This window comes from Profundibacterium mesophilum KAUST100406-0324 (assembly GCF_009835145.1).
Lineage (GTDB): Bacteria > Pseudomonadota > Alphaproteobacteria > Rhodobacterales > Rhodobacteraceae > Profundibacterium > Profundibacterium mesophilum.
Genome location: NZ_APKE01000016.1, coordinates 65,748 through 87,888 on the forward strand (window position 1 = coordinate 65,748; position 22,141 = coordinate 87,888).

Annotated in this window: 31 protein-coding genes; 3 read left to right on the plus strand and 28 right to left on the minus strand. The window is 64.9% G+C overall.

The window, feature by feature from the left end:
- Positions 1-8: 8 nt before the first annotated feature.
- Entirely contained in the window at positions 9-755 is a 747-nt protein-coding gene (locus tag PMES_RS07420) for an SDR family NAD(P)-dependent oxidoreductase (RefSeq protein ID WP_159964980.1), read from the minus strand.
- A gap of 75 nt (positions 756-830) precedes the next feature.
- Here PMES_RS07420 and argB point away from each other — a divergent pair, with 75 nt between their 5' ends.
- Together argB and PMES_RS07430 are read left to right on the plus strand one after the other, a co-directional pair.
- Positions 831-1,703 (plus strand): acetylglutamate kinase, encoded by an 873-nt coding sequence (gene argB / locus PMES_RS07425; RefSeq protein WP_159964982.1) that lies wholly within the window; start codon positions 831-833, stop codon positions 1,701-1,703.
- Between the two features lie 40 nt (positions 1,704-1,743).
- The gene (locus PMES_RS07430) at positions 1,744-2,235 is read left to right on the plus strand and encodes a SixA phosphatase family protein (RefSeq protein ID WP_159964983.1); all 492 of its coding nucleotides are present in this window, start codon (positions 1,744-1,746) and stop codon (positions 2,233-2,235) included.
- Positions 2,236-2,355: 120 nt separating this feature from the next.
- On the opposite strand, the gene PMES_RS07435 is transcribed toward PMES_RS07430, so the two are convergent.
- The 27 genes from PMES_RS07435 to rpmC all read right to left on the minus strand — a co-directional run bounded on the left by PMES_RS07435 (position 2,356) and on the right by rpmC (position 21,378).
- Positions 2,356-3,105, minus strand: coding sequence for an amino acid ABC transporter ATP-binding protein (locus PMES_RS07435; protein WP_159965058.1), 750 nt, complete (start codon positions 3,103-3,105; stop codon positions 2,356-2,358).
- A 73-nt stretch (positions 3,106-3,178) separates the two neighbouring features.
- Complete coding sequence (locus tag PMES_RS07440; RefSeq protein ID WP_159964985.1) at positions 3,179-4,474, minus strand: amino acid ABC transporter permease; 1,296 nt, start codon at positions 4,472-4,474, stop codon at positions 3,179-3,181.
- A gap of 1 nt (position 4,475) precedes the next feature.
- Positions 4,476-5,696, minus strand: a complete 1,221-nt coding sequence (locus PMES_RS07445; protein WP_159964987.1) for an amino acid ABC transporter permease — start codon at positions 5,694-5,696, stop codon at positions 4,476-4,478.
- 135 nt (positions 5,697-5,831) lie between these two features.
- Positions 5,832-6,851 carry an amino acid ABC transporter substrate-binding protein gene (locus PMES_RS07450; protein WP_159964989.1) on the minus strand — a complete coding sequence of 340 codons (1,020 nt, stop codon included), beginning with the start codon at positions 6,849-6,851 and terminating at the stop codon, positions 5,832-5,834.
- 206 nt (positions 6,852-7,057) lie between these two features.
- A complete protein-coding gene (locus PMES_RS07455; protein ID WP_159964991.1) occupies positions 7,058-7,774 on the minus strand; it encodes an ATP12 family chaperone protein in 717 nt (238 codons plus the stop codon).
- A gap of 10 nt (positions 7,775-7,784) precedes the next feature.
- On the minus strand, positions 7,785-8,831 hold the full coding sequence (locus tag PMES_RS07460) for an RluA family pseudouridine synthase (RefSeq protein ID WP_159964993.1): 1,047 nt from the start codon (positions 8,829-8,831) through the stop codon (positions 7,785-7,787).
- Positions 8,828-9,220, minus strand: a complete 393-nt coding sequence (gene crcB, locus PMES_RS07465; RefSeq protein WP_159964995.1) for a fluoride efflux transporter CrcB — start codon at positions 9,218-9,220, stop codon at positions 8,828-8,830. The genes PMES_RS07460 and crcB overlap by 4 nt, the downstream gene beginning before the upstream one ends.
- Positions 9,221-9,251: 31 nt before the next feature.
- Positions 9,252-10,595 (minus strand): replication-associated recombination protein A, encoded by a 1,344-nt coding sequence (locus PMES_RS07470; protein ID WP_159964997.1) that lies wholly within the window; start codon positions 10,593-10,595, stop codon positions 9,252-9,254.
- A gap of 49 nt (positions 10,596-10,644) precedes the next feature.
- Entirely contained in the window at positions 10,645-11,253 is a 609-nt protein-coding gene (locus tag PMES_RS07475) for an autoinducer binding domain-containing protein (protein ID WP_236549734.1), read from the minus strand.
- 249 nt (positions 11,254-11,502) lie between these two features.
- The gene (rplQ, locus tag PMES_RS07480) at positions 11,503-11,922 is read right to left on the minus strand and encodes a 50S ribosomal protein L17 (RefSeq protein WP_159964999.1); all 420 of its coding nucleotides are present in this window, start codon (positions 11,920-11,922) and stop codon (positions 11,503-11,505) included.
- Between the two features lie 145 nt (positions 11,923-12,067).
- Positions 12,068-13,084 (minus strand): DNA-directed RNA polymerase subunit alpha, encoded by a 1,017-nt coding sequence (locus PMES_RS07485; protein WP_159965001.1) that lies wholly within the window; start codon positions 13,082-13,084, stop codon positions 12,068-12,070.
- Positions 13,085-13,199: 115 nt separating this feature from the next.
- Positions 13,200-13,586 (minus strand): 30S ribosomal protein S11, encoded by a 387-nt coding sequence (gene rpsK / locus PMES_RS07490; RefSeq protein WP_159965003.1) that lies wholly within the window; start codon positions 13,584-13,586, stop codon positions 13,200-13,202.
- Between the two features lie 15 nt (positions 13,587-13,601).
- Complete coding sequence (gene rpsM / locus PMES_RS07495; protein ID WP_159965004.1) at positions 13,602-13,970, minus strand: 30S ribosomal protein S13; 369 nt, start codon at positions 13,968-13,970, stop codon at positions 13,602-13,604.
- Between the two features lie 193 nt (positions 13,971-14,163).
- On the minus strand, positions 14,164-14,805 hold the full coding sequence (locus PMES_RS07500; RefSeq protein WP_159965006.1) for an adenylate kinase: 642 nt from the start codon (positions 14,803-14,805) through the stop codon (positions 14,164-14,166).
- Positions 14,802-16,157 carry a preprotein translocase subunit SecY gene (secY, locus tag PMES_RS07505; RefSeq protein ID WP_159965008.1) on the minus strand — a complete coding sequence of 452 codons (1,356 nt, stop codon included), beginning with the start codon at positions 16,155-16,157 and terminating at the stop codon, positions 14,802-14,804. Before secY ends, PMES_RS07500 begins: the two co-directional genes overlap by 4 nt.
- Positions 16,158-16,260: 103 nt before the next feature.
- On the minus strand, positions 16,261-16,734 hold the full coding sequence (rplO, locus tag PMES_RS07510) for a 50S ribosomal protein L15 (protein WP_159965010.1): 474 nt from the start codon (positions 16,732-16,734) through the stop codon (positions 16,261-16,263).
- Between the two features lie 343 nt (positions 16,735-17,077).
- Positions 17,078-17,263 (minus strand): 50S ribosomal protein L30, encoded by a 186-nt coding sequence (gene rpmD, locus PMES_RS07515; RefSeq protein WP_159965012.1) that lies wholly within the window; start codon positions 17,261-17,263, stop codon positions 17,078-17,080.
- A gap of 4 nt (positions 17,264-17,267) precedes the next feature.
- Positions 17,268-17,849 (minus strand): 30S ribosomal protein S5, encoded by a 582-nt coding sequence (gene rpsE, locus PMES_RS07520; RefSeq protein ID WP_159965014.1) that lies wholly within the window; start codon positions 17,847-17,849, stop codon positions 17,268-17,270.
- Between the two features lie 130 nt (positions 17,850-17,979).
- Positions 17,980-18,339, minus strand: a complete 360-nt coding sequence (gene rplR / locus PMES_RS07525; RefSeq protein ID WP_159965015.1) for a 50S ribosomal protein L18 — start codon at positions 18,337-18,339, stop codon at positions 17,980-17,982.
- An 11-nt stretch (positions 18,340-18,350) separates the two neighbouring features.
- On the minus strand, positions 18,351-18,884 hold the full coding sequence (gene rplF / locus PMES_RS07530) for a 50S ribosomal protein L6 (RefSeq protein WP_159965017.1): 534 nt from the start codon (positions 18,882-18,884) through the stop codon (positions 18,351-18,353).
- 10 nt (positions 18,885-18,894) lie between these two features.
- Entirely contained in the window at positions 18,895-19,287 is a 393-nt protein-coding gene (gene rpsH, locus PMES_RS07535) for a 30S ribosomal protein S8 (RefSeq protein WP_159965019.1), read from the minus strand.
- Positions 19,288-19,299: 12 nt separating this feature from the next.
- Positions 19,300-19,605, minus strand: a complete 306-nt coding sequence (gene rpsN, locus PMES_RS07540; protein WP_159965020.1) for a 30S ribosomal protein S14 — start codon at positions 19,603-19,605, stop codon at positions 19,300-19,302.
- 16 nt (positions 19,606-19,621) lie between these two features.
- Positions 19,622-20,185 carry a 50S ribosomal protein L5 gene (gene rplE, locus PMES_RS07545; RefSeq protein WP_159965022.1) on the minus strand — a complete coding sequence of 188 codons (564 nt, stop codon included), beginning with the start codon at positions 20,183-20,185 and terminating at the stop codon, positions 19,622-19,624.
- A complete protein-coding gene (gene rplX / locus PMES_RS07550) occupies positions 20,185-20,490 on the minus strand; it encodes a 50S ribosomal protein L24 (RefSeq protein WP_159965024.1) in 306 nt (101 codons plus the stop codon). Before rplX ends, rplE begins: the two co-directional genes overlap by 1 nt.
- Entirely contained in the window at positions 20,490-20,858 is a 369-nt protein-coding gene (rplN, locus tag PMES_RS07555; RefSeq protein ID WP_042456818.1) for a 50S ribosomal protein L14, read from the minus strand. The genes rplX and rplN overlap by 1 nt, the downstream gene beginning before the upstream one ends.
- A gap of 67 nt (positions 20,859-20,925) precedes the next feature.
- The gene (rpsQ, locus tag PMES_RS07560; RefSeq protein WP_159965026.1) at positions 20,926-21,162 is read right to left on the minus strand and encodes a 30S ribosomal protein S17; all 237 of its coding nucleotides are present in this window, start codon (positions 21,160-21,162) and stop codon (positions 20,926-20,928) included.
- Positions 21,163-21,165: 3 nt separating this feature from the next.
- Complete coding sequence (gene rpmC / locus PMES_RS07565; protein WP_159965028.1) at positions 21,166-21,378, minus strand: 50S ribosomal protein L29; 213 nt, start codon at positions 21,376-21,378, stop codon at positions 21,166-21,168.
- 287 nt (positions 21,379-21,665) lie between these two features.
- On the opposite strand from rpmC, the gene PMES_RS07570 reads away from it, so the two are divergent.
- On the plus strand, positions 21,666-22,121 hold the full coding sequence (locus PMES_RS07570) for a PRC-barrel domain-containing protein (protein WP_159965029.1): 456 nt from the start codon (positions 21,666-21,668) through the stop codon (positions 22,119-22,121).
- Positions 22,122-22,141: the final 20 nt, after the last annotated feature.

The following is a 22,141-nucleotide window of genomic DNA, read 5'->3' on the forward strand; positions in this document are numbered from 1 at the left end:
GCGATGCCTCAGACATGCTGCCCGCCATTCACCTCGATCTCGGTGCCGGTCACGTAGGCCGATTGGCCTGAGCACAGGAAATGGATCACGTCGGCCACTTCCTCCGGCTGGCCCAGCCGGCGCATCGGCAGGCCGGCCACGATCCGGTCCGTGCCCGGTGACAGGATGGAGGTCTCGACCTCGCCGGGCGCGATGGCATTGACCCTGACGCCGAGCGGACCGAAATCATGGGCCATCTCGCGTGTCAGCGCCGCCAGCGCCGCCTTCGATGTGGCATAGGCCGCGCCGGCGAAGGGATGCACCCGCGCGCCGGCGATCGAGGTGACGTTGACCACGGCGCCTCCCGCCCCGGCCAGCTCGTCGCGCAGCCCCCGTGCGAGGACGACAGGCGCGAAGAAGTTGACATGAAAGACCTGCGCCCAGGTCGACAACTCCGTGCCGATCGTGTCGAGCCGCGCGCCATCCTCGCCCTTTGGCGAGATGCCGGCATTGTTGACCAGCGCATCGAGTTTTCCATCCTCGAGCTTCTCGCGGATCACCTCGATGGCGCGCAGCGTGTCCCTTGGATCGGCAAGGTCCACCTGCACGTGGTTGGCCTCGCCGCCGGGCCAAGGACAGCGCGCATCGAAGCCGTGGCGCGAGCATGTCAGCACCCGCCACCCCTCGGCCGAGAACCGCTTGACCGTCGCGTGGCCGATGCCGCGGCTCGCGCCGGTCAGGACCAGCACCCTTTGTCTTTCCTGCTCGACCGTCATTCCGCCTGCTCCCGCGCCTACCCCTTGAGCGGGGCAACGCATCAGACTACCAACAGGCAACCACGAGGGACAGACATGAAGATGCAGAACCGCACCCCAGAAGACTGGCTCGCAACCGCCAGCACGCTTTCCTCGGCCCTGCCCTACCTGCAGCGTTATGCCGGGGCGACGGTCGTCATCAAGCTCGGGGGCCATGCGATGGGCAGTGCCGAGGCGATGGAGGAATTCGCGCGCGATGTCGTCCTGATGAGCCATGTCGGGGTCAATCCGGTGATCGTGCATGGCGGCGGCCCGATGATCGAGGACATGCTGGCGCGGCTTTCGATCCCCACCACCAAGAAGAACGGCAAGCGCGTGACCGACGCGGCCACCGTCGAGGTGGTCGAGATGGTGCTCTCAGGACTGGTCAACAAGCGCATCGTCCAGGCCATCAATGGCCAGGGCGGCAAGGCGATCGGGATCAGCGGCAAGGATGCCAACCTGATGGTCTGCGAACAGACCGATCCCGAGCTCGGCTTCGTCGGCACCCCCGTCGATTGCAATCCCGGGCTGATCCGCGCGCTGCACGAGACGCGCATGATCCCGGTGATCGCGCCGATCGGGGCGGGACGCGAGGGCGAGACCTTCAACGTCAACGGCGACACGGCCGCGGGCGCCATCGCCGCCGCGCTCAAGGCCGACAGGCTGCTTCTGCTGACGGATGTGGCGGGGGTCAAGGACGGCGACGGCAACATCGTCACCGAGATGAGCCCCGACGTGATCCGCCAGATGACCGAGGACGGCACCATCGCCGGCGGCATGATCCCGAAGACCGAGACCGCGCTGCTGGCAATCGAGGAGGGCGTCCGGGCGGTTGTCATCCTCGACGGTCGCGCGCCCAATGCCTGCCTTCTGGAGCTTTACACCGAACATGGCGCCGGCAGCCTGATCCGCCGAACCCGGCCGTGAGCCGCGCCTGCCGCAGGGGCAGAACCCGGGAGGGGAACCGATGCCGCTTCGTCTGGGCCTGATGCGCCATGGCGAGGCGGAAGCGGCACCGCTGGGCCAGGACGATGCCAGCCGCGCCCTGACGCCGCGCGGCACGGCCGACGTGCGTGCCACCGCTCGCTGGCTGGTTGCCGAAGGGCACCTGCCCGGGCGTCTTCTGGTCTCCTCGGCGCGGCGCACGGCGCAGACCTGCGATGCCGTCTGCAGCATCTTGCAAACCGCGCCGGAGCGCCTCGATCTGCCCGATCTCTACCTCGCGGCGGCCTCGGAGATCCTGTCCGCGATCGCCGGCCAGCCGGCCGCCTCCCTCCTCGTGATCGGACATAATCCCGGCATCAGCATGCTCGCGGAGAGACTTGCCTCGGCGCGAGGCTCGACGGATGGCCTCGGCTCCTTCGAGCCCGGCAGCGTGATGATGTTCGAATGCGACCTGTCCTCCTGGTCGGATCTGAGTGCCGAGAATGCCTCGGTGATCGGTACGTTCAGCCCCTGATCGCATGCTGCGCGGCGTCTGCGCACCGCATCGGAAAAACGCCGGCCCGCCTTTGCGGTGCCGGCGCTCTGCTTCCTGCTTTTCGTCACCTGCCCGGCGGCGCGCCGGACCCTTCCGGGATCAGTGACCGAGGATCTGGCTCAGGAAAAGCTTGGTGCGGTCGCTCTTGGGGTTGTTGAAGAAGGCTTCGGGCTCGTTCTGCTCGACGATCTGGCCCTGGTCCATGAAGATCACGCGGTTGGCGACCTGCCGTGCAAAGCCCATCTCATGGGTCACGCAGAGCATGGTCATTCCCTCCTCGGCCAGCTCGATCATGGTATCGAGCACTTCCTTGATCATCTCGGGATCGAGCGCGGAGGTCGGCTCGTCGAAGAGCATGATCCGCGGCTTCATGCACAGCGAGCGCGCGATGGCGACGCGTTGCTGCTGACCGCCGGAGAGCTGTCCGGGATACTTGTTCGCCTGATCGGGAATCTTCACTTTCCTCAGGAAGTGCATCGCCGTCTCCTCGGCCTCCTTCTTGGGCGTCTTGCGCACCCAGATCGGCGCCAGCGTGCAATTCTCCAGGATGGTCAGATGCGGGAAGAGGTTGAAATGCTGAAAGCACATCCCGACTTCAGAGCGGATCCGGTCGATGTTCTTCAGATCGGAACTCAGCACCGTTCCGTCGACCGTGATGCGTCCCTTCTGATGCTCCTCGAGCGCGTTGATGCAGCGGATCAGGGTCGACTTGCCCGAGCCCGACGGCCCGCAGATGACGATGCGCTCGCCGCGGCGCACGGTCAGGTCGATGTCGCGCAGCACGTGGAAGGTCCCGTACCACTTGTTCATGTTCTCGATCTCGATGGCGATCTCGTCTGAGACCTTCATGGCCGAAGGTGCCGCTGATGCCTGAGCCGCCTGGCCGGATTGGATGTCGGTATGGGTCATCATCTGACCTCCCTTAGCGATGATCGGTCGCGAGCTTGCGCTCGAGCCACTGGGAATATTGCGAGATGCCGTAGCAGACCACGAAGAAGAGGAGCGCGGCGAAGCCGAAAAGCTCCCAATAGACGCCGTTCCAGTCCGTCGAGGCGAGGATCGGACCGCGGATCATGCCCACCAGGTCGAACATCGAGATGATCGAGACCAGTGTCGTGTCCTTGAAGAGGCCCACCGCCACGTTGACGATGCCCGGGATCGAGATCTTCAGGGCCTGCGGCAGGATGATCAGCCGCATCGCTTGGGCGTAGTCGAGCCCGAGGCTGTCGGCTGCCTCGTACTGGCCCCGTGGAAGCGCCGCGAGACCGCCCCGGATGACCTCGGCGATATAGGCCGAGGCGAACATGGTGATCATGATGATCACCCGCAGGATCAGGTCGAAATTGGTGCCCGGCGGCAGGAAATAGGCAAGGACCACATTCGCCACGAACAGCAGGGTGATGAGGGGAACGCCGCGAATGAACTCGATGAAGACGACGCAGATCCATTTCACGATCGGCAGCGAGCTCTGGCGCCCGAGCGCCAGGAGGATACCGATCGGAAGCGAGAGCGAGACGCAGACCACACCGAGGATCATGTTCAGCATGAAGCCGCCCATGTCGCGCGAGGGAACGCGCTCGAGCGCGAGGGAATCCGGCTCGGATGCGGCGGCGAGGCCGCCGAGCCACCAGACGAATAGCGCCACCACGAGCCCGGCGAGAAGACCGACCGCGAAACCGCGCTCCACCGCGCGGCGATAAGCGAAATAGCCCGCGATGACGCCGGCCAGGGCCATCACCGGGGTAAAGATCGTGCCACCCCAGATCAGCCAGTAGGCGGTGAAGGGATAGAGCGCCGTGACGATCAGCAGCCAGCGCGGCAGATGCGAAAAGAGCACCGGGGCGATGACCACCGCGAGCAGAAGGAGCGACAGCGTCGGGCGCCAGTATTCGGAAGGCGGATAGGAGAACCCGAAGAGAAGCTGGTTCCAGCGCTCCGTCAGAACCGCGAAGCAGCCGGCGCCGGAGCCTTGGAAGATCTCGCGGCACTCGCGGATGTTCGACGCGGTCCAGTTCCCCCCGAGGAGCCAGGGCAGGAAGCCCCAAAGGATATAGATCAGCAGGGCCAGGGCGAGCAGCGTCATGACGCTGTTCACAGCCCCCGAGAAGAGGTTCGCGCGCAGCCATTTGACAGGGCCCGCCTCGGCCGCGGGCGGAGGCACTTCCGGCAGGAAGCTTTCGCGCACGAAGGAGATGGATTCGGAATGGGTATCGCTCATCTCAGCGCTCCTTCAGGGACACGGAGGCGTTGTAGACATTCATCACCGCCGAGATCAGCAGCGAGATCATGAGGTAGAACAGCATCAGCAGCAGCACCGTCTCGATTGCGCGGCCGGTCTGGTTCAGCGTGATGCCGCCCAGCGTGGCGGTGATATCGGCATAGCCGACAGCGATCGCGAGCGAGCTGTTCTTGGTGATGTTGAGATAGTTCGAGATCAGGGGCGGGATGATGACCCTGAGCGCCTGTGGCAGGACGACGAGGTTCATGATCCGGCGGGGGCGCAGCCCGAGCGAGGCGGCCGCCTCCGTCTGGCCCTTGCTGACGGCCATGATGCCAGCGCGCACGTTTTCGGCGATGAAGGCGCCGGTATAGACCGACAGGGCGAGCCAGAGCGCGATGAGCGGGCGCTGGATCTCGAAGCCCCCCTGCAGGTTGAACCGGTTGGCCAGCACGTCGGGCATGTCGATGCCGATCGGCTGCCCGAGCAGGAAATAGGTCACGATGGCCGGGATCAGCAGGATGGCGACCGAGGGCCAGAAGACAGGGTAGAGCCTGCCGCTGTCATAGAGCGCCTTGCGCACGAAGCGGCGGTAGAGGAAGACGCCGACGATCGAGGCGAGGAAGACGCCGACCACCCAGATCGAGCCTTCGAGCCAGACGGGCGCGGGCGCGGTCAGACCCCTGTTGGTGAAGGCGAAGAACCCCAGGAAGAGCCCCCGCTCGGGATCGTCGCCAAGATAGACACGCGGGCTGGGCCCCTGCTGGACGATGGTTCCGATGATCAGGATCCAGATCAGGACGGGAACGTTGCGGAACGCCTCGACGTAGAGGGACATCACCTTCGCGACGAGCCAGTTGCTCGAAAGGCGTGCGACCCCGGCCACGACCCCGATCACCGTCGCGGTGAGACAGGCGAGCACTGCGACGAGGAGCGTGTTCAGCAGGCCGACCATCGCCGCGCGGAAATGGGTCGACTGGCTGGTATAGTCGATGAGCCGCTGGTTGATGTCGTAGCCCGCGGGCTCGCCAAGGAACTCGTAGCTGATGTTCAGGCCGGCGGCCGCGAGGTTGCTGACGAGGTTCATGCCGAGGAAGGCCATGAACCCGATCAGCAGCAGCAAGGCAATGAACTGGAATGTCAGACCGCGATAGCGCGTGTCATTGAGGAGCATGGACAAGCGAAAGCCGCCGTCCTGCTGCGGATCCGTGAATGTCGTCATCGGAACTATCCCTGTCGTGGGGTGCGGCGGCTGCTGGCACCGGCCCTGTCGGGCGGCACTGGGGTCGCTCTTGTCATTTGCTCGTCCGAGAAGGAAAGGGCGCGGACAATGCCGCGCCCTCCCGGTAGCGATGGATCAGCGGAAGGGGGGCGAGTAGAGCAGGCCGCCATCCGTCCACTGGGCGTTGAGCCCGCGTGCCAGACCGATCGGGGTGTTCTGGCCGATGTTCTTCTCGAACACCTCGCCGTAATTGCCGACCGCCATGATCGCGTTCTTGGCCCAGTCGTTCTCGAGGCCGAGCATCTCGCCAAGATTGCCCTCGGTGCCGAGCAGGCGGTTGATCTCGGGGCTGTCGCCGGCGGAGGCCGACATCTCGCCGACATTGGCGCTGCTCACGCCCAGCTCCTCGGCCGCGACGAGCGCGTTGAGGGTCCAGCGGACGATATCACCCCATTCGTTGTCGCCATGACGCACGAGCGGGCCGAGCGGCTCCTTGGAGACGATCTCGGGCAGGATCACGTGATCGCCCGGGGTCTCGAAGGTGGCACGCGTCGCGGCGAGACCCGAGGCGTCGGTGGTGTAGGCGTCGCAGGCACCCGCGAGATACTGCTGCTGCGCCTCGCCGTTGGTCTCGATCGGCACGGGCTCGTAGCTGATGTTGTTCTTGCGGAAGAAGTCCGCCAGATTCAACTCGGTCGTGGTGCCGGTCTGGATGCAGACGGTTGCGCCATCGAGCTCCTTGGCCGAGGTCACGCCGAGATCCTTGGGCACCATGAAGCCTTGGCCGTCATAGTAGTTGATGCCGGTGAACTCGAACTTGAGGTCGTTGTCGCGGCTGAACGTCCAGGTGGTGTTGCGCGCGAGCATGTCGATCTCGCCGGAGGCCAGCGAGGTGAAGCGGGTCTTGCCGGTGGTCGGGACGAACTCGACAGCATTGGGATCACCCAGAACGGCGGCGGCAACAGCACGGCAGAGCGCGACGTCGAACCCTTCCCAGTTGCCGTTCGCATCGGGCGCCGCGAAGCCGACGAGGCCGGTGGTAACGCCGCAATTGAGCTTGCCACGTTCCTTGACGTCCTCGAGCGTCGTTGCGGAGGCGGCGCCGGCCACGAGGGCGGCGGCCGAGACTGCGCCGAAGAATACGGTTTTTTTCATGTTATCCTCTTCCTGAGTTTTCCGTTCATTCCGAACGGTTTCACCCGGCCCTCCCCGGACCGTGTTCGTCTGACCGGGGCACCGCCCCGAATGCCAGCGAGAATGGTCGAAATCATCATGAGAGGTCAAGGCGTTGATCACCCCGGGCGATGGATCACACCCCCGAAAAGGCCTTGAAACCTAGTAAAACACCATGTTCCGTGGCGTTACGGCCGGTCCGCGGCCAGGCGGTGGAACCGTGCGGCATCCTCGAAGGCGCGGCCCTTGATCGCCGCCAACTCCTCCGCCTCCTCGTCGCGGCCCCATTGCTCGACCTGGAAGATCTCGTCGAGCCGGGAGAGGCGCCACAACTCTGCGGGTGGCAAATGCCCCTCGGCCGCGGCAAGACCGATGACGAGCGAGCCCGGCAGGCTCACCAGATCGTGAAAGCCCGCCAGTTCGAATGCGTCCATGGTGTGGATGGGTGCCGCCAGGGATGCGAGGGCGCCTTCGGGCTGCTCCACCGGCATCACCCCGGCGGCAAGCACGAGCCTTGCCCCGAAACGCTCCTGCGCCCAGTCGAGCAGCGGCTGCCATTGCGCCTGCTGGCGCTCGGCGAGGGCCTCCGGCTGCTGCGCGCGGTAGCACAGCAGGTCCGTCTCGCCATAGGCTGCGAGCATCTCCGCCACGGCCCGGCGCTGCGGGGCGACCTTGTCGATGGCCGAATTGGCGGTGCGGGTCATCGGCATGGTGTTGGGGTCGATCCGCTCACCCTGTTCGCGCCATTCGGCGGCGACCGCTTCGGCAAGGGCCTCCGTGGAGACGATCAGCGCCGATTTCGCGGGGGTGCGCACCGGCCGGCCGTCGAGCCTGACCCCGAAGCCGCCCTCCTCCTGCGCCACCTCGGCCTTGGTCCAGAACCTCTTGGGGGCCCATTCGCTCATCGTCCGCCTCTCAATCCTCGTCCTCGAAGGGATCGGCCGAGACATCCGAGGCACGCCATTCGAGCTGTTTCCAGGTCCGCGCCATATGTTCCGGCAGCGGCGCGGTAAAGGTCATGATCGCGCCCGTCACCGGATGCTTGATGGTGATCGAACGCGCATGCAGATGCAGCTTCTTGCTGATTTCGCCGCCGAGCTGGGCGCCCCAGCCATCGCCGAGATTTTCCTGTCCCGAGCCGCCATACTTGCCATCGCCGATGATCGGATGGCCAAGCTCGGCCATATGCGCGCGCAGCTGGTGGGTGCGTCCCGTCACCGGGACGAGCGCCACCCAAGCGGTGCGCCCCCCAAGTGCCGAGAGCACCGCGAAATCGGTGGTGGCGCGCTTCGCGCCTTCCGTCGTCTCCACCGCGCCGGGATGGATGCAGTGCATCTTTTCCGCCTCGCCCCGCGCGCCGTGCCCGGGCGCCTTCACCAGGCCGAAGCGGACCGTTCCCATCCGCGGATACGGAACCCCGGCCACTGCGGCCCAGTAGATCTTGCGCGTGGCCCGGTGGCGGAACGCCTCCGTCAGGCCCTTCGCCACCTGGCGCGTGCGGGCCAGAAGCAGCACCCCCGACGTATCCTTGTCGAGCCGGTGCACGAGGCGCGGCTTGTCCTCGTAGTCATCGCGCAACGCCTCGGCGAAACCGTCGACATGGCGGGTTTGCCCGCTGCCGCCCTGGCTCGGCAGTCCCGGCGGCTTGTTGATCACGATGATATGCGCATCCCTGAAGATCACCGCCTCGCGGATCAGCCGCGCATCCGCCTCGCTGACATGGGTGGCCGAGCGGTGATGCTCGGGCGCCGGCGCGTCGGGCAAGGGCGGCAGGCGCACCGCCTGCCCTTCCTCGAGCCGGGTCGCAGGCTTCACGCGTCCCCCGTCCACCCGGATCTCGCCCTTGCGGCAGAGTTTCTCGAGGCGTCCCTGCTGCACCTGCGGGAACCGCTTGCGCATCCAGCGATCGAGCCTCTGGTCGGCCTCGTCGGCGGTGATCGTGATCGTCTGGACTGCGCTCATGCGACAATTCCCCGTGCCAGGAGGAGACCCAGGAAAAGGGCCCCCATGGATGCGCCAACCGACAGCGTGACATAGGCCGCTGCCTGTCCCAGAAGCCCTTTTTCGAGCAGTGACACCGCCTCGAGGCTGAAGGCGGAGAAGGTCGTGAAACCGCCCAGCACCCCGGTCATGGCAAAGGGCGCCCAAGAGGCGCCGCGCTGGGCCAGGAGGACTGCCGCCACGCCCATCGCGAAACTGCCGGCGACATTCACCGTCAGCATGCCGAGCGGAAAGCCGGGACCCGTGACCCTGAGCACGGCCAGGCCCAGGAGATGGCGCGCCGCCGCGCCGATCGCGCCGCCGAGGGCGATCTGCAGAAGGATCGGGACATGGGGCAAGGCTGAACTCATCACGGCTGCATCGTCCGGTTGGCCGGGCTTGTCAACTCTCGCGCCGGGCCCGCAGCTTGACGAACCAGTCGAGGCGCTTCTTCAGCTCGCGCTCGTAGCCCCGCTCGACCGGGAGGTAGTAGACGCCACGCGCCATGCCGTCGGGAAAGTAGTTCTGGCCGGAGAACCCGTCCTCGGCATCGTGGTCATAGGCGTAACCCTCGCCGTAACCCTGCTCGCGCATCATCGCCGTGGGGGCGTTCATGATATGCTTGGGCGGCGGCGCGCTGCCGGTCTGGCGCGCCGCCGCGCGGGCCGCCTTGTAGGCGGCGTAGCCGGCATTGGATTTCGGCGCGAGGGCGAGATAGGCGACGGCCTGGGACAGGGCAAGCTCCCCCTCGGGACTGCCGAGCCGCTCGAATATCTCCCATGCATGCAGGCAGATGCTCTGGGCCTGCGGATCGGCGAGGCCGATATCCTCGACCGCCATGCGGGTGATGCGCCTGGCGAGGTAGCGGGGGTCCTCTCCCCCCTCCAGCATCCGCGCGAGCCAGTAGAGCGCGGCATCGGGATCGGAGCCGCGCACCGATTTGTGCAGGGCCGAGATCAGGTTGTAATGCGCATCGCCCGACTTGTCGTATTGTGCGGCACGGCGCATCAGGCGCCGGGTGAGCGCGCCCGTATCGAGTGGCGCGGCCGGGTCCATCGCCGCCACCTGCTCGATCAGGTTGAGTGCCGCGCGCCCGTCGCCATCAGCCATCTCCAGCAAGGCCTCGCGCGCGGGACCGGTCAGCGGCAGCGGCCGGCCAAGCTCCTTCTCGGCCCGCTGCGCAAGGTGCTCCAGGTCGGCCAGGCCAAGACGGTCGAGCACGAGCACCTGCGCCCGGCTCAGAAGCGCGGCATTCAACTCGAAACTGGGATTCTCCGTCGTCGCCCCGACAAGCAGGATCGTCCCATCCTCCATATGCGGCAGGAAGCCGTCCTGCTGCGCCTTGTTGAAGCGGTGGATCTCGTCGACGAAAAGCAGTGTCCCCTGCCCGTTCGCGTGTCTGTGCCCGGCCGCGTCGAAGACCTTGCGCAGCTCGGCGATGCCGGTGAAGATCGCGCTGATCTGCACGAAATGAAGGTCCGTCTGCGCCGCGAGAAGCCGCGCGATCGTCGTCTTGCCCACGCCGGGCGGCCCCCACAGGATCAGTGACGACAAGGCCCCCGCCGAGAGCATCGCCCCGAGCGGCGCATCGTGTCCAAGGACCTGCTGCTGGCCGATCACCTCGTCGAGCGTGGCCGGGCGCAGCCGGTCGGCAAGGGGGCGCGGCCCGGGCCGCTTGCCCCGGACGGAGGCGGCATCATCGGCGGCGGCGGCCCCCGTCGCGCCCGTATCGAACAGATCGGCCATGGCTCATGTTCTAGGCAGGCGCCCGGCATTTGGAAAGGGCGCCCTGTCCCTAGATCAGGCCGCTCTCCTTGGCGCGGCGCACCGCCTCGGCCGTCGTCCTGGCCTGCAACCGCTCACGCGCGGATGCCAGGCGCAGCTTCAGCGCGCTTTCGGAGATGCCGAGCTCGGCGGCGGCGCTGGTATGGCGGTGCCCGGCGGCGATATGCGACAGGGCGGCGAGCTGCGCATTCGTCAAGGCGACCTTCGGCGGGGTGAGATCGTGCAGGCGCGCGCCGATCCGTTCGAGTTCGCCGATCTCCTCGTCGGTATGCTCCCGGTCGCCGCGCGCACTGCTGATCACGGATCTCGAGCCGATGGCCCCGACGGAAACGGTCGTGCCGAATTTCAGACCGTGACGCGCGGCATCGGCGAAGATCTCGAACGGATCGGGCAGGTCGGGATCGCTCCAACGCACGGCGCCCGTCGTGCTGAAGGCCCAGGCAACGGCCGGATCGCGCATCACATACCCTTGCGCCGTGTAGTGCTGGACCCAATCCTCGCCATAGGTCATGAACTGGTGGACGGGCGAGGTGAAGCGGATATGGAGCGCCGCGAAATAACCCGCGGTGGTCAACGCGGCGAGCTTGTCCAGTTCGGATTGGATGAGGTCGTGTTCCACTGGCGCCCTTTCCGTAATTGTGTCGCGACGGCCAATCGCATGGCCCGCCACATTCGGAACAAGTCGCCCTTCTTCGCTCGGCGAAGGCGACGTTTATCCCGGTATACATTTATACAAATAGCAAAATGAGCGGGTTTCATAGTGTTGTGTTAATTTATGCCTAACGAAGTGACCCGCTTGTGCCACCGGGCATAAAAAAGCCCCGCACAATGGCGGGGCTTTCGCAACAATCCTGTCAAATCAGGCAGATCACGCCTCGACAGCGTCTTCCTCTGCGAGACGGGCACGGTCGCCGGCGCCTTTCGCGTCGACGTCCCGATCGACGAATTCGATGATCGCCATCGGGGCCATATCACCATAACGGAAACCGGCCTTCAGGACGCGGACATAGCCACCCTGACGCTCGGCGTAGCGGGGGCCCAGCACGTCGAAGAGTTTCGCCACGTAGGCGTCCTGCTTCAGGCGGCTTGCGGCCTGGCGGCGGGCGTGCAGATCGCCGCGCTTGCCCAGCGTGATCAGCTTCTCGATGATCCGCTTGAGTTCCTTCGCCTTGGGAAGGGTCGTCTTGATTTGCTCATGCTCGATGAGCGAGCCGGCCATGTTCGCGAACATCGCCTTGCGATGCTCGTGGGTGCGGTTCAGGCGGCGGTAGCCTCTTGCGTGACGCATGGGTCTCTTCTCCTATTTTGCTTTGTCCGGCGATCCGATGCGTGTCGGCCGCTCCGTTGGGGCGGAATTGCCCTGGGTCGTCGTCGCGGCGGGCAGACCCCGCCGGGCGTTATGGCGAAGCGGCAGGGCCGCCTCGCCATGTCTTTCAGAACTGGTCTTCGAACTTCTTGGCCAGGTCCTCGATGTTCTCGGGTGGCCATTCCTCGACATCCATCCCGAGATGCAGGCCCATGCCCGAGAGCACTTCCTTGATCTCGTTGAGCGATTTGCGCCCGAAGTTCGGGGTACGGAGCATCTCGGCTTCGGTCTTCTGGATGAGATCGCCGATATAGACGATATTGTCGTTCTTCAGGCAGTTGGCCGAACGGACAGACAGTTCCAGCTCGTCGACCTTCTTGAGAAGGAGCGGGTTGAACTCCAGCCCGTCATCGTCGTCCTGGCGCGTCGCCTGGTCGGGCTCGTCGAAGTTGACGAAGATCGACAGCTGGTCCTGGATGATCCGCGCGGCATAGGCCACGGCATCATCAGGCGTGACCGAGCCGTCGGTCTCGAGCTTGAGGGTCAGCTTGTCATAGTCCAGCACCTGGCCCTCGCGGGTGGGCTGCACGTCGTAGCTGACCTTCTTGACCGGCGAATAGATGGCGTCGATCGGCATCAGGCCGATGGGCGCATCGTCGGGACGGTTCTTGTCGGCGCTGACATAGCCCTTGCCGGTATTGACCGTCAGTTCCATGAACAGGTCCGCACCATCGTCGAGATGGCAGATCACATGCTCGCGGTTCAGGATCTCGATCCCGGCACTGTCGGAGATGTCCCCGGCGGTGACGACCATCGGGCCCTTGGCGGAGATCGACAGGCGCTTGGGCCCCTCGACATCCATGCGGATCGCGACGCCCTTGAGGTTCAGGACGACATCGGTAACATCCTCGCGAACGCCCGCGATCGAGGAGAACTCGTGCAGGACGTTGTCGATCTGAACGCTGGTGATGGCCGCACCCTGAAGGCTGCTCATCAGAACCCGGCGCAGGGCGTTGCCGAGGGTCAGGCCGAAACCGCGCTCGAGCGGTTCGGCGATCACCGTGGCCTGACGCTGACGGTCGTCGCCGGGCTTGACCACGAGCTGCGTCGGCTTGATCAGTTCCTGCCAGTTTTTGTGAAGCATGTTTGTCTCCTCAATTCCCGTCGGTCGCCCATGTCCAAAGCGACCGACACCCGAGGTTCAGAAATGACAAAATCAGGCCGCGGCAAGCCGCGGCCCGAGACTGTAGCAGTGCAGATCAGACGCGGCGGCGCTTCGGCGGGCGGCAGCCGTTATGGGCAATCGGCGTCACGTCACGGATCGACGTGATGTTGAAGCCGGCGGCGGCCAGCGCGCGCAGAGCCGATTCGCGGCCCGAGCCGGGGCCCTGGACCTCGACCTCGAGGGTGCGGACGCCATGCTCCTGCGCCTTCTTGCCGGCGTCTTCGGCGGCCATCTGGGCAGCATAGGGGGTCGACTTGCGCGATCCCTTGAAGCCCATGGTGCCGGCCGAGGACCAGGCGATGGCGTTGCCCTGAACGTCGGAGATCAGGATCTTGGTGTTGTTGAAGGACGAGTTCACATGAGCAACGCCTGCGGCGATGTTCTTGGAGACCTTCTTCTTGACGCGACGATCACGTGCCATTGGTCAGACCCTCCCTTATTTCTTCTTGCCGGCAATGGCCTTCGCGGGGCCCTTGCGCGTGCGTGCGTTGGTGTGGGTGCGCTGACCGCGAACCGGCAGGTTCCGGCGGTGACGCAGACCGCGATAGCAGCCCAGATCCATCAGGCGCTTGACGTTCATCTGCGTCTCGCGGCGCAGGTCGCCCTCGACGGTGTAATTCGCGTCGATATGCTCACGGATGGACAGGACTTCCGCGTCGCTCAGTTCGTTGACCCGGCGGGTCGCGTCGATGCCGACGGCCTCGCAGATCTGCTGGGCCGAGCTGGGGCCGATACCGGTGATGTAGGTGAGCGCGATTGGAACTCGCTTGGCTGTCGGGATGTTGACGCCGGCAATACGTGCCACGTGTGCTTTCCTTTCGTTGCGGTTCCGTAATGCCGGAACCTTTTTTCACAACGGCGGCCGGACAGGGTGTTCCGGGGCGCTGCTGAATTCGGATGACGGCAAGCCGCGCGGGCATTCCCCGCGGCATGCGATTCCCAGTTGGGATGGCGTCGATTAGTAGGGTTTCGGCGGGGCGTCAAGGCCCCGGCCGACTTTACGACAGATGCCCGGCGATGGCGGCGGAGACATCGTCGATCTCGCCCAGCCCGTCGACCACCTTGAGCTTGCCCTTGGCATGGTAGTAGCCGATCAGCGGCGAGGTCTTCTTGTAATATTCCATCAGGCGCTGCTTGAGGCTTTCGGCGTTGTCATCGGCGCGCCGCTTGAAATCCTCGGCGCCGCATTTGACGCATTTTCCATCGGCGGGAATGGGGCGGGTCACATCGTTATAGACCTCGCCGCAATTGCCACAGGTGGAGCGGCCGGAAATGCGCGCCACGAGCGCGGCGTCGTCGACGCGCATCTCGATCACCGCGTCGAGATCCTGCCCCTTGCGCGCAAGCAACTCGCCAAGCGCATCCGCCTGGGCCAGCGTGCGGGGGAAGCCGTCGAAGATGAACCCGCCCGTCGCGCCCGCCTCGAGTTGTTCCTCGATGAGGCCGATCACGATCTCGTCGGTGACAAGTTCACCGCGATCCATGACCTGGGCCACCCGATTGCCCATTTCCGTTCCCGATGAGCGCGCCGCACGCAGCATGTCGCCGGTGCTCAGCTGAACCATGCCGCGCTGCTCGGTGAGAACCCGGGCCTGCGTGCCCTTGCCCGCGCCCGGCGCGCCGAGGAGAATGATGTTCATCGTCTAGCCGTCCCTTTCTTGCCGCGTTTCTTGCCCCGCAGCTGCGATTTCTCGATCAGCCCCTCATATTGATGGGCAAGCAGATGTGACTGCACCTGCTGAATCGTGTCCATGGTCACTGACACGACGATCAGCACGGAGGTGCCGCCGAAATAGAACGGTATGGCAAGCTGCGAGCGCAGGATCTCGGGGAAGAGGACCACCGCCGCGAGATAGGCCGAGCCGAGGACGAGGATGCGTGTCACGACGTAATCGAGATATTCCTCGGTCCGCTTGCCCGGACGGATGCCGGGGATGAAGCCGTTCTGACTCTTCAGGTTCTCGGCCACGTCCTCGGATTTGAACGCGACATTCGCCGTGTAGAAATACGTGAAGAAGACCACCATCGCGACCATGAACAGCAGGTAGAGCGGCTGGCCGGGTCCGAAATAGGCGAGGATGGTGGACATGACCGGTCCCGTTGCCGAACCGCTGAACGTGGCCAGCGTCGTCGGCAGCAGGAGCAGCGACGAGGCGAAGATCGCCGGGATCACACCCGCGGGGTTCACCTTGATCGGAAGATGCGAGGAGCCGCCGTCATAGACCTTCATGCCGACCTGCCGGCGCGGATACTGGATGTGGATCTTGCGCAGGGCACGCTCCATGAACACCACGAAGGCGATCACGGCCGTCACCATCAGCAGAACACCGAGGATCACGGCAGGGCTGATCGCGCCCGAGCGGCCGGAGGCGAAGAACTGCGCCAGGGCGGCGGGAACCTCGGCGATGATGCCGACGAAGATGATCAGCGAGATGCCGTTGCCGATGCCGCGCTGGGTGATCTGCTCGCCCAGCCACATCAGGAACATGGTGCCCCCGACGAGGGTCACGACCGTCGCGGCGCGGAAATACCAGCCCGGATCGCTCACGAGACCGCCCGCCTCGAGGCTGACGGCCAGACCGTAGGCCTGGAAGGTGGCAAGGAACACGGTGCCGTAGCGCGTATACTGGTTGATCTTCTTGCGGCCCTGCTCGCCCTCTTTCTTGAGGCTCTCGAGCTGGGGCACCATCGCGGTCATCAGCTGCACGATGATCGAGGCAGAAATGTAGGGCATGATCCCGAGAGCGAAGATGCCCATCCGGCTGATCGCGCCGCCGGTGAACATGTTCAGAATGCCGCCCAGACCGGCAGAGGCCTGCTCCATGAAATCGCGCAGGGCCGTGCCGTCGATGCCGGGCACGGGGATGTAGGTCCCGAGGCGATAGACGATCAGAAGGCCCACGGTAAACAGGATTCGGCTGCGAAGCTCGGTCGCCTTCCCGAAGGCGCCCCAGCTCATGTTCGCGGCCATTTGTTCGGCGGCAGATGCCATGTCGGGTCTCTTTCATACAGGCGCCGCCGAACGGTCTCCCGATCGGCGGCGCTAGGAAAACTCAGAACCGGATGTAAGCGGCGCGAAGGCCGCCCACAACCTATTATTCCGCCGGTGCCGCCTCGGCTGCCTTGACCGAGACCGATCCGCCCGCCTTCTCGATGGCCTCGACGGCCGATTTGGAGGCGCCGGTGACGCTCAGCGAGATCTTGGACGTCAGCTCGCCCTTGCCGAGGACACGCACGCCGTCACGCACGCGGCGCACCAGGCCCGAATCGACCAGCTCGGTCTCGGTGATTTCCTCGCCCAGCTTGCCCGCATCGATGAACTTCTGGATCAGGCCCAGGTTCACGACGGCGTAGCGCTTGGCGTTGATGTTGTTGAAGCCGCGCTTGGGAAGACGCTGGTAGAGCGGCATCTGGCCGCCCTCGTAGCCCTTGATCGCCACGCCCGAGCGGGACTTCTGGCCCTTGATGCCGCGGCCGGCGGTCTTGCCCTTGCCGGAGCCGGCGCCACGGCCGACCCGCATCCGCTTCTTGGCCGCGCCGGGATTGTCGTGCAGTTCATTCAGTTTCATGTCGCTTCTCCTCTTGCCGGAAACGGTCCCGAAGCGAGTGGACCGGACACGGCTTTGCTTGATGGAAATCGGTCCTTCGCAGACCACGAGCGGCGTATAGGGGATAAGACGGGGCCTTGGCAAGGGGCGCCGCGTGCATACCGGGATGCGGCCGGGGCCCCTGCCCTGCGGCCCGTGCCGCGCGCCCGCTCCCGATCCGGGCACGCCCCTGTGGGTGCGGCATTTCCAAGAGCGCCCGTGATCGCCCCGAGCACCGCACCTTGCCGAAGGAGCCACGGAAACGGAAAAAGCCGCACCCCGGTGGGATGCGGCCTCACGCTGTCTCGTCACGCGCGGTGAGCGATCAGCCTTTCTCTTCGACGATCTGCACGAGGTGCGGGATCGAGTTCACCATGCCGCGAACGGAGGGGGTATCCTCCAGCTCACGGGTGCGGTGCATCTTGTTCAGGCCGAGACCGACCAGCGTCGCGCGCTGCTTGGCGGGGCGGCGGATCGGCGAGCCGACCTGCTTGACTACGATAGTTGCCATGGTTTCAAGCCTCCTCGGCGACCTGGTCGGAGGCGGCAGGCGCCTCGTCCCGCTTGGGCAGAATGTCCGCGACCTTCTTGCCACGACGCTGCGCGACCGAACGGGGGCTCGCCTCGTTCTGCAGACCGTCGAGCGCGGCACGGATCATGTTGTAGGGGTTCTGGCTGCCGATCGACTTGGCGACCACGTCCTGAACGCCGAGCATCTCGAAGACGGCACGCATCGGGCCACCGGCGATGATGCCGGTACCCTGGGGTGCGGTCCGCATGAAAACCTTGCCGGCGCCGTGGCGGCCATGCACGTCGTGATGCAGGGTCCGGCCATCGCGCAGCGGCACGCGGATCATGTTGCGCTTGGCGCTTTCGGTGGCCTTGCGGATGGCCTCAGGGACCTCCTTGGCCTTGCCCTTGCCGAAGCCGACACGGCCACGCTGGTCACCCACGACGACGAGTGCGGCGAAGCCGAAGCGCTTGCCGCCCTTGACGGTCTTGCTGACGCGGTTGATCGCGACAAGGCGATCGGCGAATTCGGGGGTCTCGTCGCGCTGGTTGCGGCGACCGCCACCCCGGTTGTCATCTCTGGCCATATACGGCTCCTTCATTGCCCCTCGGGGCGCGGTATTGTCCGATCGCGGTGGGTTCACGGCCGCGTCCCAAGGACGCCCCCCCGGATCATCGAGGCGGCACACCGGAGCGCGCCGCCTGCAACTTCTTGGATCAGAGCTTGAGCCCTGCTTCGCGTGCGGCTTCGGCCAGGGCCTTCACCTTGCCGTGGAACAGGAAACCGCCACGGTCGAAATAGGCGGCTTCGATGCCGGCCTTTTTCGCCCGCTCGGCGATCGCCGTGCCGACCTTCGCGGCAGCGTCGACATTGTTCTTGCCGACCACGCCCAAATCCTTCTCCAGCGAGGAGGCGGAGGCGAGCGTGACACCGTTCACGTCGTCGATCAGCTGAACGCTGATGTTCTTGTTCGAGCGATGAACGCTGAGGCGCGGACGCCCTGCATTCACCTTGCGAAGTTTGTTCCGAACGCGCAGGCGGCGCTTCAGAAACAGATCTCTTTTGCTGTTTGCCATCTACCCGTTCCTTACTTCTTCTTGCCTTCCTTGCGGAAGATGAACTCGCCCTTGTAGCGGATACCCTTGCCCTTGTAGGGCTCGGGCTTGCGCCATTCGCGGATATTCGCCGCGACCTGGCCCACCAGCTGCTGGTCGATCCCTTCCACGGTGATCTCCGTCTGCTTGGGCGCAGTCACGGTGACCCCCTCGGGCACTTCGAAATCGACATCGTGGCTCAGGCCCAGGTTGAGCTTGAGCACGTTGCCCTGCATCTGGGCGCGGTAGCCCACACCCTGGATCTCGAGCTGCTTCTTGAAGCCGTCGCTCACGCCGGTCACGAGATTTGCGACCATGGTGCGCGACATCCCCCATTGCTGACGTGCCCGCTTGGAGCCGCCGCGCGGGGTGACCGAGATCGCGTTGTCTTCGACGCTGATCGACACGTCGTCTGTTGCGGTGAAGCTGCGGGTGCCCTTGGGCCCCTTCACCTCGACCGTCTGGCCGCTGACCGTGGCGCTGACGCCGGAGGGCAGCTCGACGGGACGTTTTCCGATACGAGACATGATGTCCTCCTTAGAATACGGTGCAGAGCACTTCGCCGCCGACATTCGCATTGCGCGCCTTGGCATCCGACATCACGCCCTTGGGGGTCGAGACGATCGACACGCCGAGGCCCTGACGGACGGAGGGAAGGTCGCGGACGCTCATGTAGACGCGGCGGCCGGGGGTGGAGACGCGCTTGATCTCGCGGATCACGGGCGTGCCCTCGTAGTATTTCAGGCCGATCTCGAGCGCGGGGTGACCATTCTTGTCGGTGGTCTCCTCGTAGCCGCGGATGTAGCCTTCATCGACCAGTACATCGAGAACCCAGGCACGAAGCTTGGAGGCCGGGGTGCTGACGGTGGTCTTGCCGCGCATCTGGTTGTTGCGGATGCGGGTCAGCATATCGCCGATAGGATCGTTCATCTGAAAACCTCCTTACCAGCTGGATTTCACGAGGCCGGGGATCTGGCCGTTGGAGCCCAGATCCCGCAGCGCGATACGCGACATTTTCAGCTTGCGGTAATAGGCGTGCGGACGCCCCGTCAGCTGGCACCGGTTGTGAAGACGGGTGGCCGAGCTGTTGCGCGGCAGTTTGGCAAGCTTCAGGCGCGCCTTGAAGCGCTCTTCCATCGGCTTGCTCTCGTCATTCGCGATTTCCTTCAGCTCGGCGCGGCGGGCAGCATACTGCTCGACCATGCGCTGACGCTTCTTCTCGCGTTCGATCATTGCTTTCTTCGCCATGATGTCTCTCCCAGGCTCAGCTGTTGAACGGCATGTTGAAGTGCTTCAACAGCGCCTTGGCTTGCGCGTCGTCGGGCGCGGTGGTGCAGATCACGATATCGAGGCCCCAGACTTCATCGACCTTGTCGAAGTTGATCTCGGGGAACACGATATGCTCCTTCATGCCCATGGCGTAGTTGCCACGTCCATCGAAGCTCTTGCCGTTCACGCCGCGGAAGTCGCGGATGCGGGGCATCGCCACGGTGATCAGACGGTCGAGGAATTCGTACATCCGCTCGCCGCGCAGCGTGACCTTGGAGCCCAGGGGCATGTCTTCACGGACGCGGAAGCCGGCAATCGACTTCTTCGCCTTGGTGATGACGGCCTTCTGACCGGCGATCGCGGTCAGGTCTTCCTGAGCCGATTTCGCCTTCTTGCTGTCGCGGACCGCCTCGGCGCCGGCGCCGATGTTGAGCACGATCTTGTCGAGGCGCGGGATCTGCATCTCGTTCGAGTAGCCGAACTCTTCCTTCATCGCCGCACGGATCGTGTCGACATAAAGGGTCTTGAGACGCGGGGTGTAATTGGTGGTGTCGAGCATCAGATCGTGTCCCCCGTGGTCTTGGCGAAGCGGACCTTCTTGCCGTCTTCCTCACGGAAGCCGACGCGCGTGGCCTTGCCGTTGGCATCGACCATGGCGAGGTTGCTCAGATCGATCGGCATCGCCTGAGGAACGCGGCCGCCCTGGCTCGTCTGGGTCTGCTTGGTGTGACGGATCGCGACGTTGACGCCATCGACCACGGCCTTGCCCGCCTTGGGGCTCACCGAGGTAATCTCACCCTGCTTGCCCTTGTCCTTGCCGGACAGGACGACGACCTTGTCGCCTTTTTTCAGTTTCGCGGCCATCAGAGCACCTCCGGAGCGAGCGAGATGATCTTCATGAAGCTTTTCGCGCGCAGCTCACGAACCACGGGCCCGAAGATACGGGTGCCGACCGGCTCGTTGTTGTTGTTGAGGATGACGGCGGCGTTACGATCGAAGCGGATCGCGGTGCCGTCCTCGCGGCGGACTTCCTTCGCGGTGCGAACGACGACGGCCTTGCGAACGTCGCCCTTCTTCACGCGGCCGCGCGGAATGGCTTCCTTCACCGAGACGACGATGATGTCGCCGACGGACGCATATTTGCGCTTGGAGCCGCCGAGGACCTTGATGCACTGAACCCGGCGTGCACCCGAGTTGTCAGCGACATCCAGATTGGTCTGCATCTGGATCATGTGGTTTCTCCCGACCTGTGGGGGGCTCTATCGCCTTCTCCCCAGGGTTTCGATGGTACCGGAAGGATCACGCCTGGTCGGCGATGACTTCCCAGCGCTTGGTCTTCGAGACCGGGGCACATTCCTGGATACGCACCAGGTCGCCGGTCTTGAAGCTGTTCTGCGGATCGTGAGCCCGGTACTTCTTGGACTTACGGATGGTCTTCTTGAGCACGGGATGCGTGAAGCGGCGCTCGACGGAGACCGTGACGGTCTGCTCGTTGGCATCGCTGGTCACGGTGCCGGAGAGGATACGTTTGGGCATCGATCAGGCTCCCTGCTCGGTGGCCGCGGCGGCGGCCTTCTGGTTCAGTACGGTCTTCACGCGGGCGACGTCGCGGCGGACGTTGCGCATGCGCGCGGTGTTCTCGAGCTGGCTCGTGGCCTGCTGGAAGCGCAGGTTGAAAGCCTCTTTCTTCAGCGTGGCAAGCTGATCCTTCAGCTCGTCAGGCGTCTTGTCTTGCAGTTCCTTGGCGTTCATCGCCGGCTCCTTTCAACATCACCGGAAGGCCCCGCGAGGGGTCACCTGATTCCCGGTGGAGTGGGTGAATGGAGCGCGTATAGAGCCCATGCCCCCGAATCGCAACCCCGGAAGCTTCCCCTTGCGATAACGCCTCGCCGGAGCCCTGCAGCGCATGACCGGGCGCCATCGGGGCCGCGCCGGTCACCTCCGGCACTGCTGTTTCCGCCCATCGGCAAATTTATTTGGAACACTCGTCCGCCGCTTCCCGTTGGACGGGCAACTCACACCGTAACGGGAGACATGATATGAAACTGCTCGCAACCACCACTCTCGCCCTCGGCCTCGCAGCTGCCGGCGCCGCATCCGCCGAAACCCACGCGATGACGCCGATGACCAGCGCCGACATGATGGAGAACCGTGCCGAGCTGATCCGCAGCCGCGACATCACCGGCGGCGCCATCTACGCGTTCAGCGAAGGCATGAGCGAAGGCTTCGACGAAGCATCCATCTACGAAGAGGTCGGCGGCGACTGGAACGAGATCGGCGAGATCGAAGACGTGATCCTGTCGCGTGACGGCCAGATGATCGGTGTCGTCGGCGAAGTCGGCGGCTTCCTCGACATCGCGGACAAGCACGTGATGATCCCGGTCGAAGACGTTCGCCTCGTGGCCGTCGATGACCGCTCCTATGCGATCGTCACGCGGATGACCGAAGAGCAGCTCGAAGAGCTGCAGGGTGTCGACGAAGGCTTCTGGAACTGATCGACCGATCGTCGCCCCGC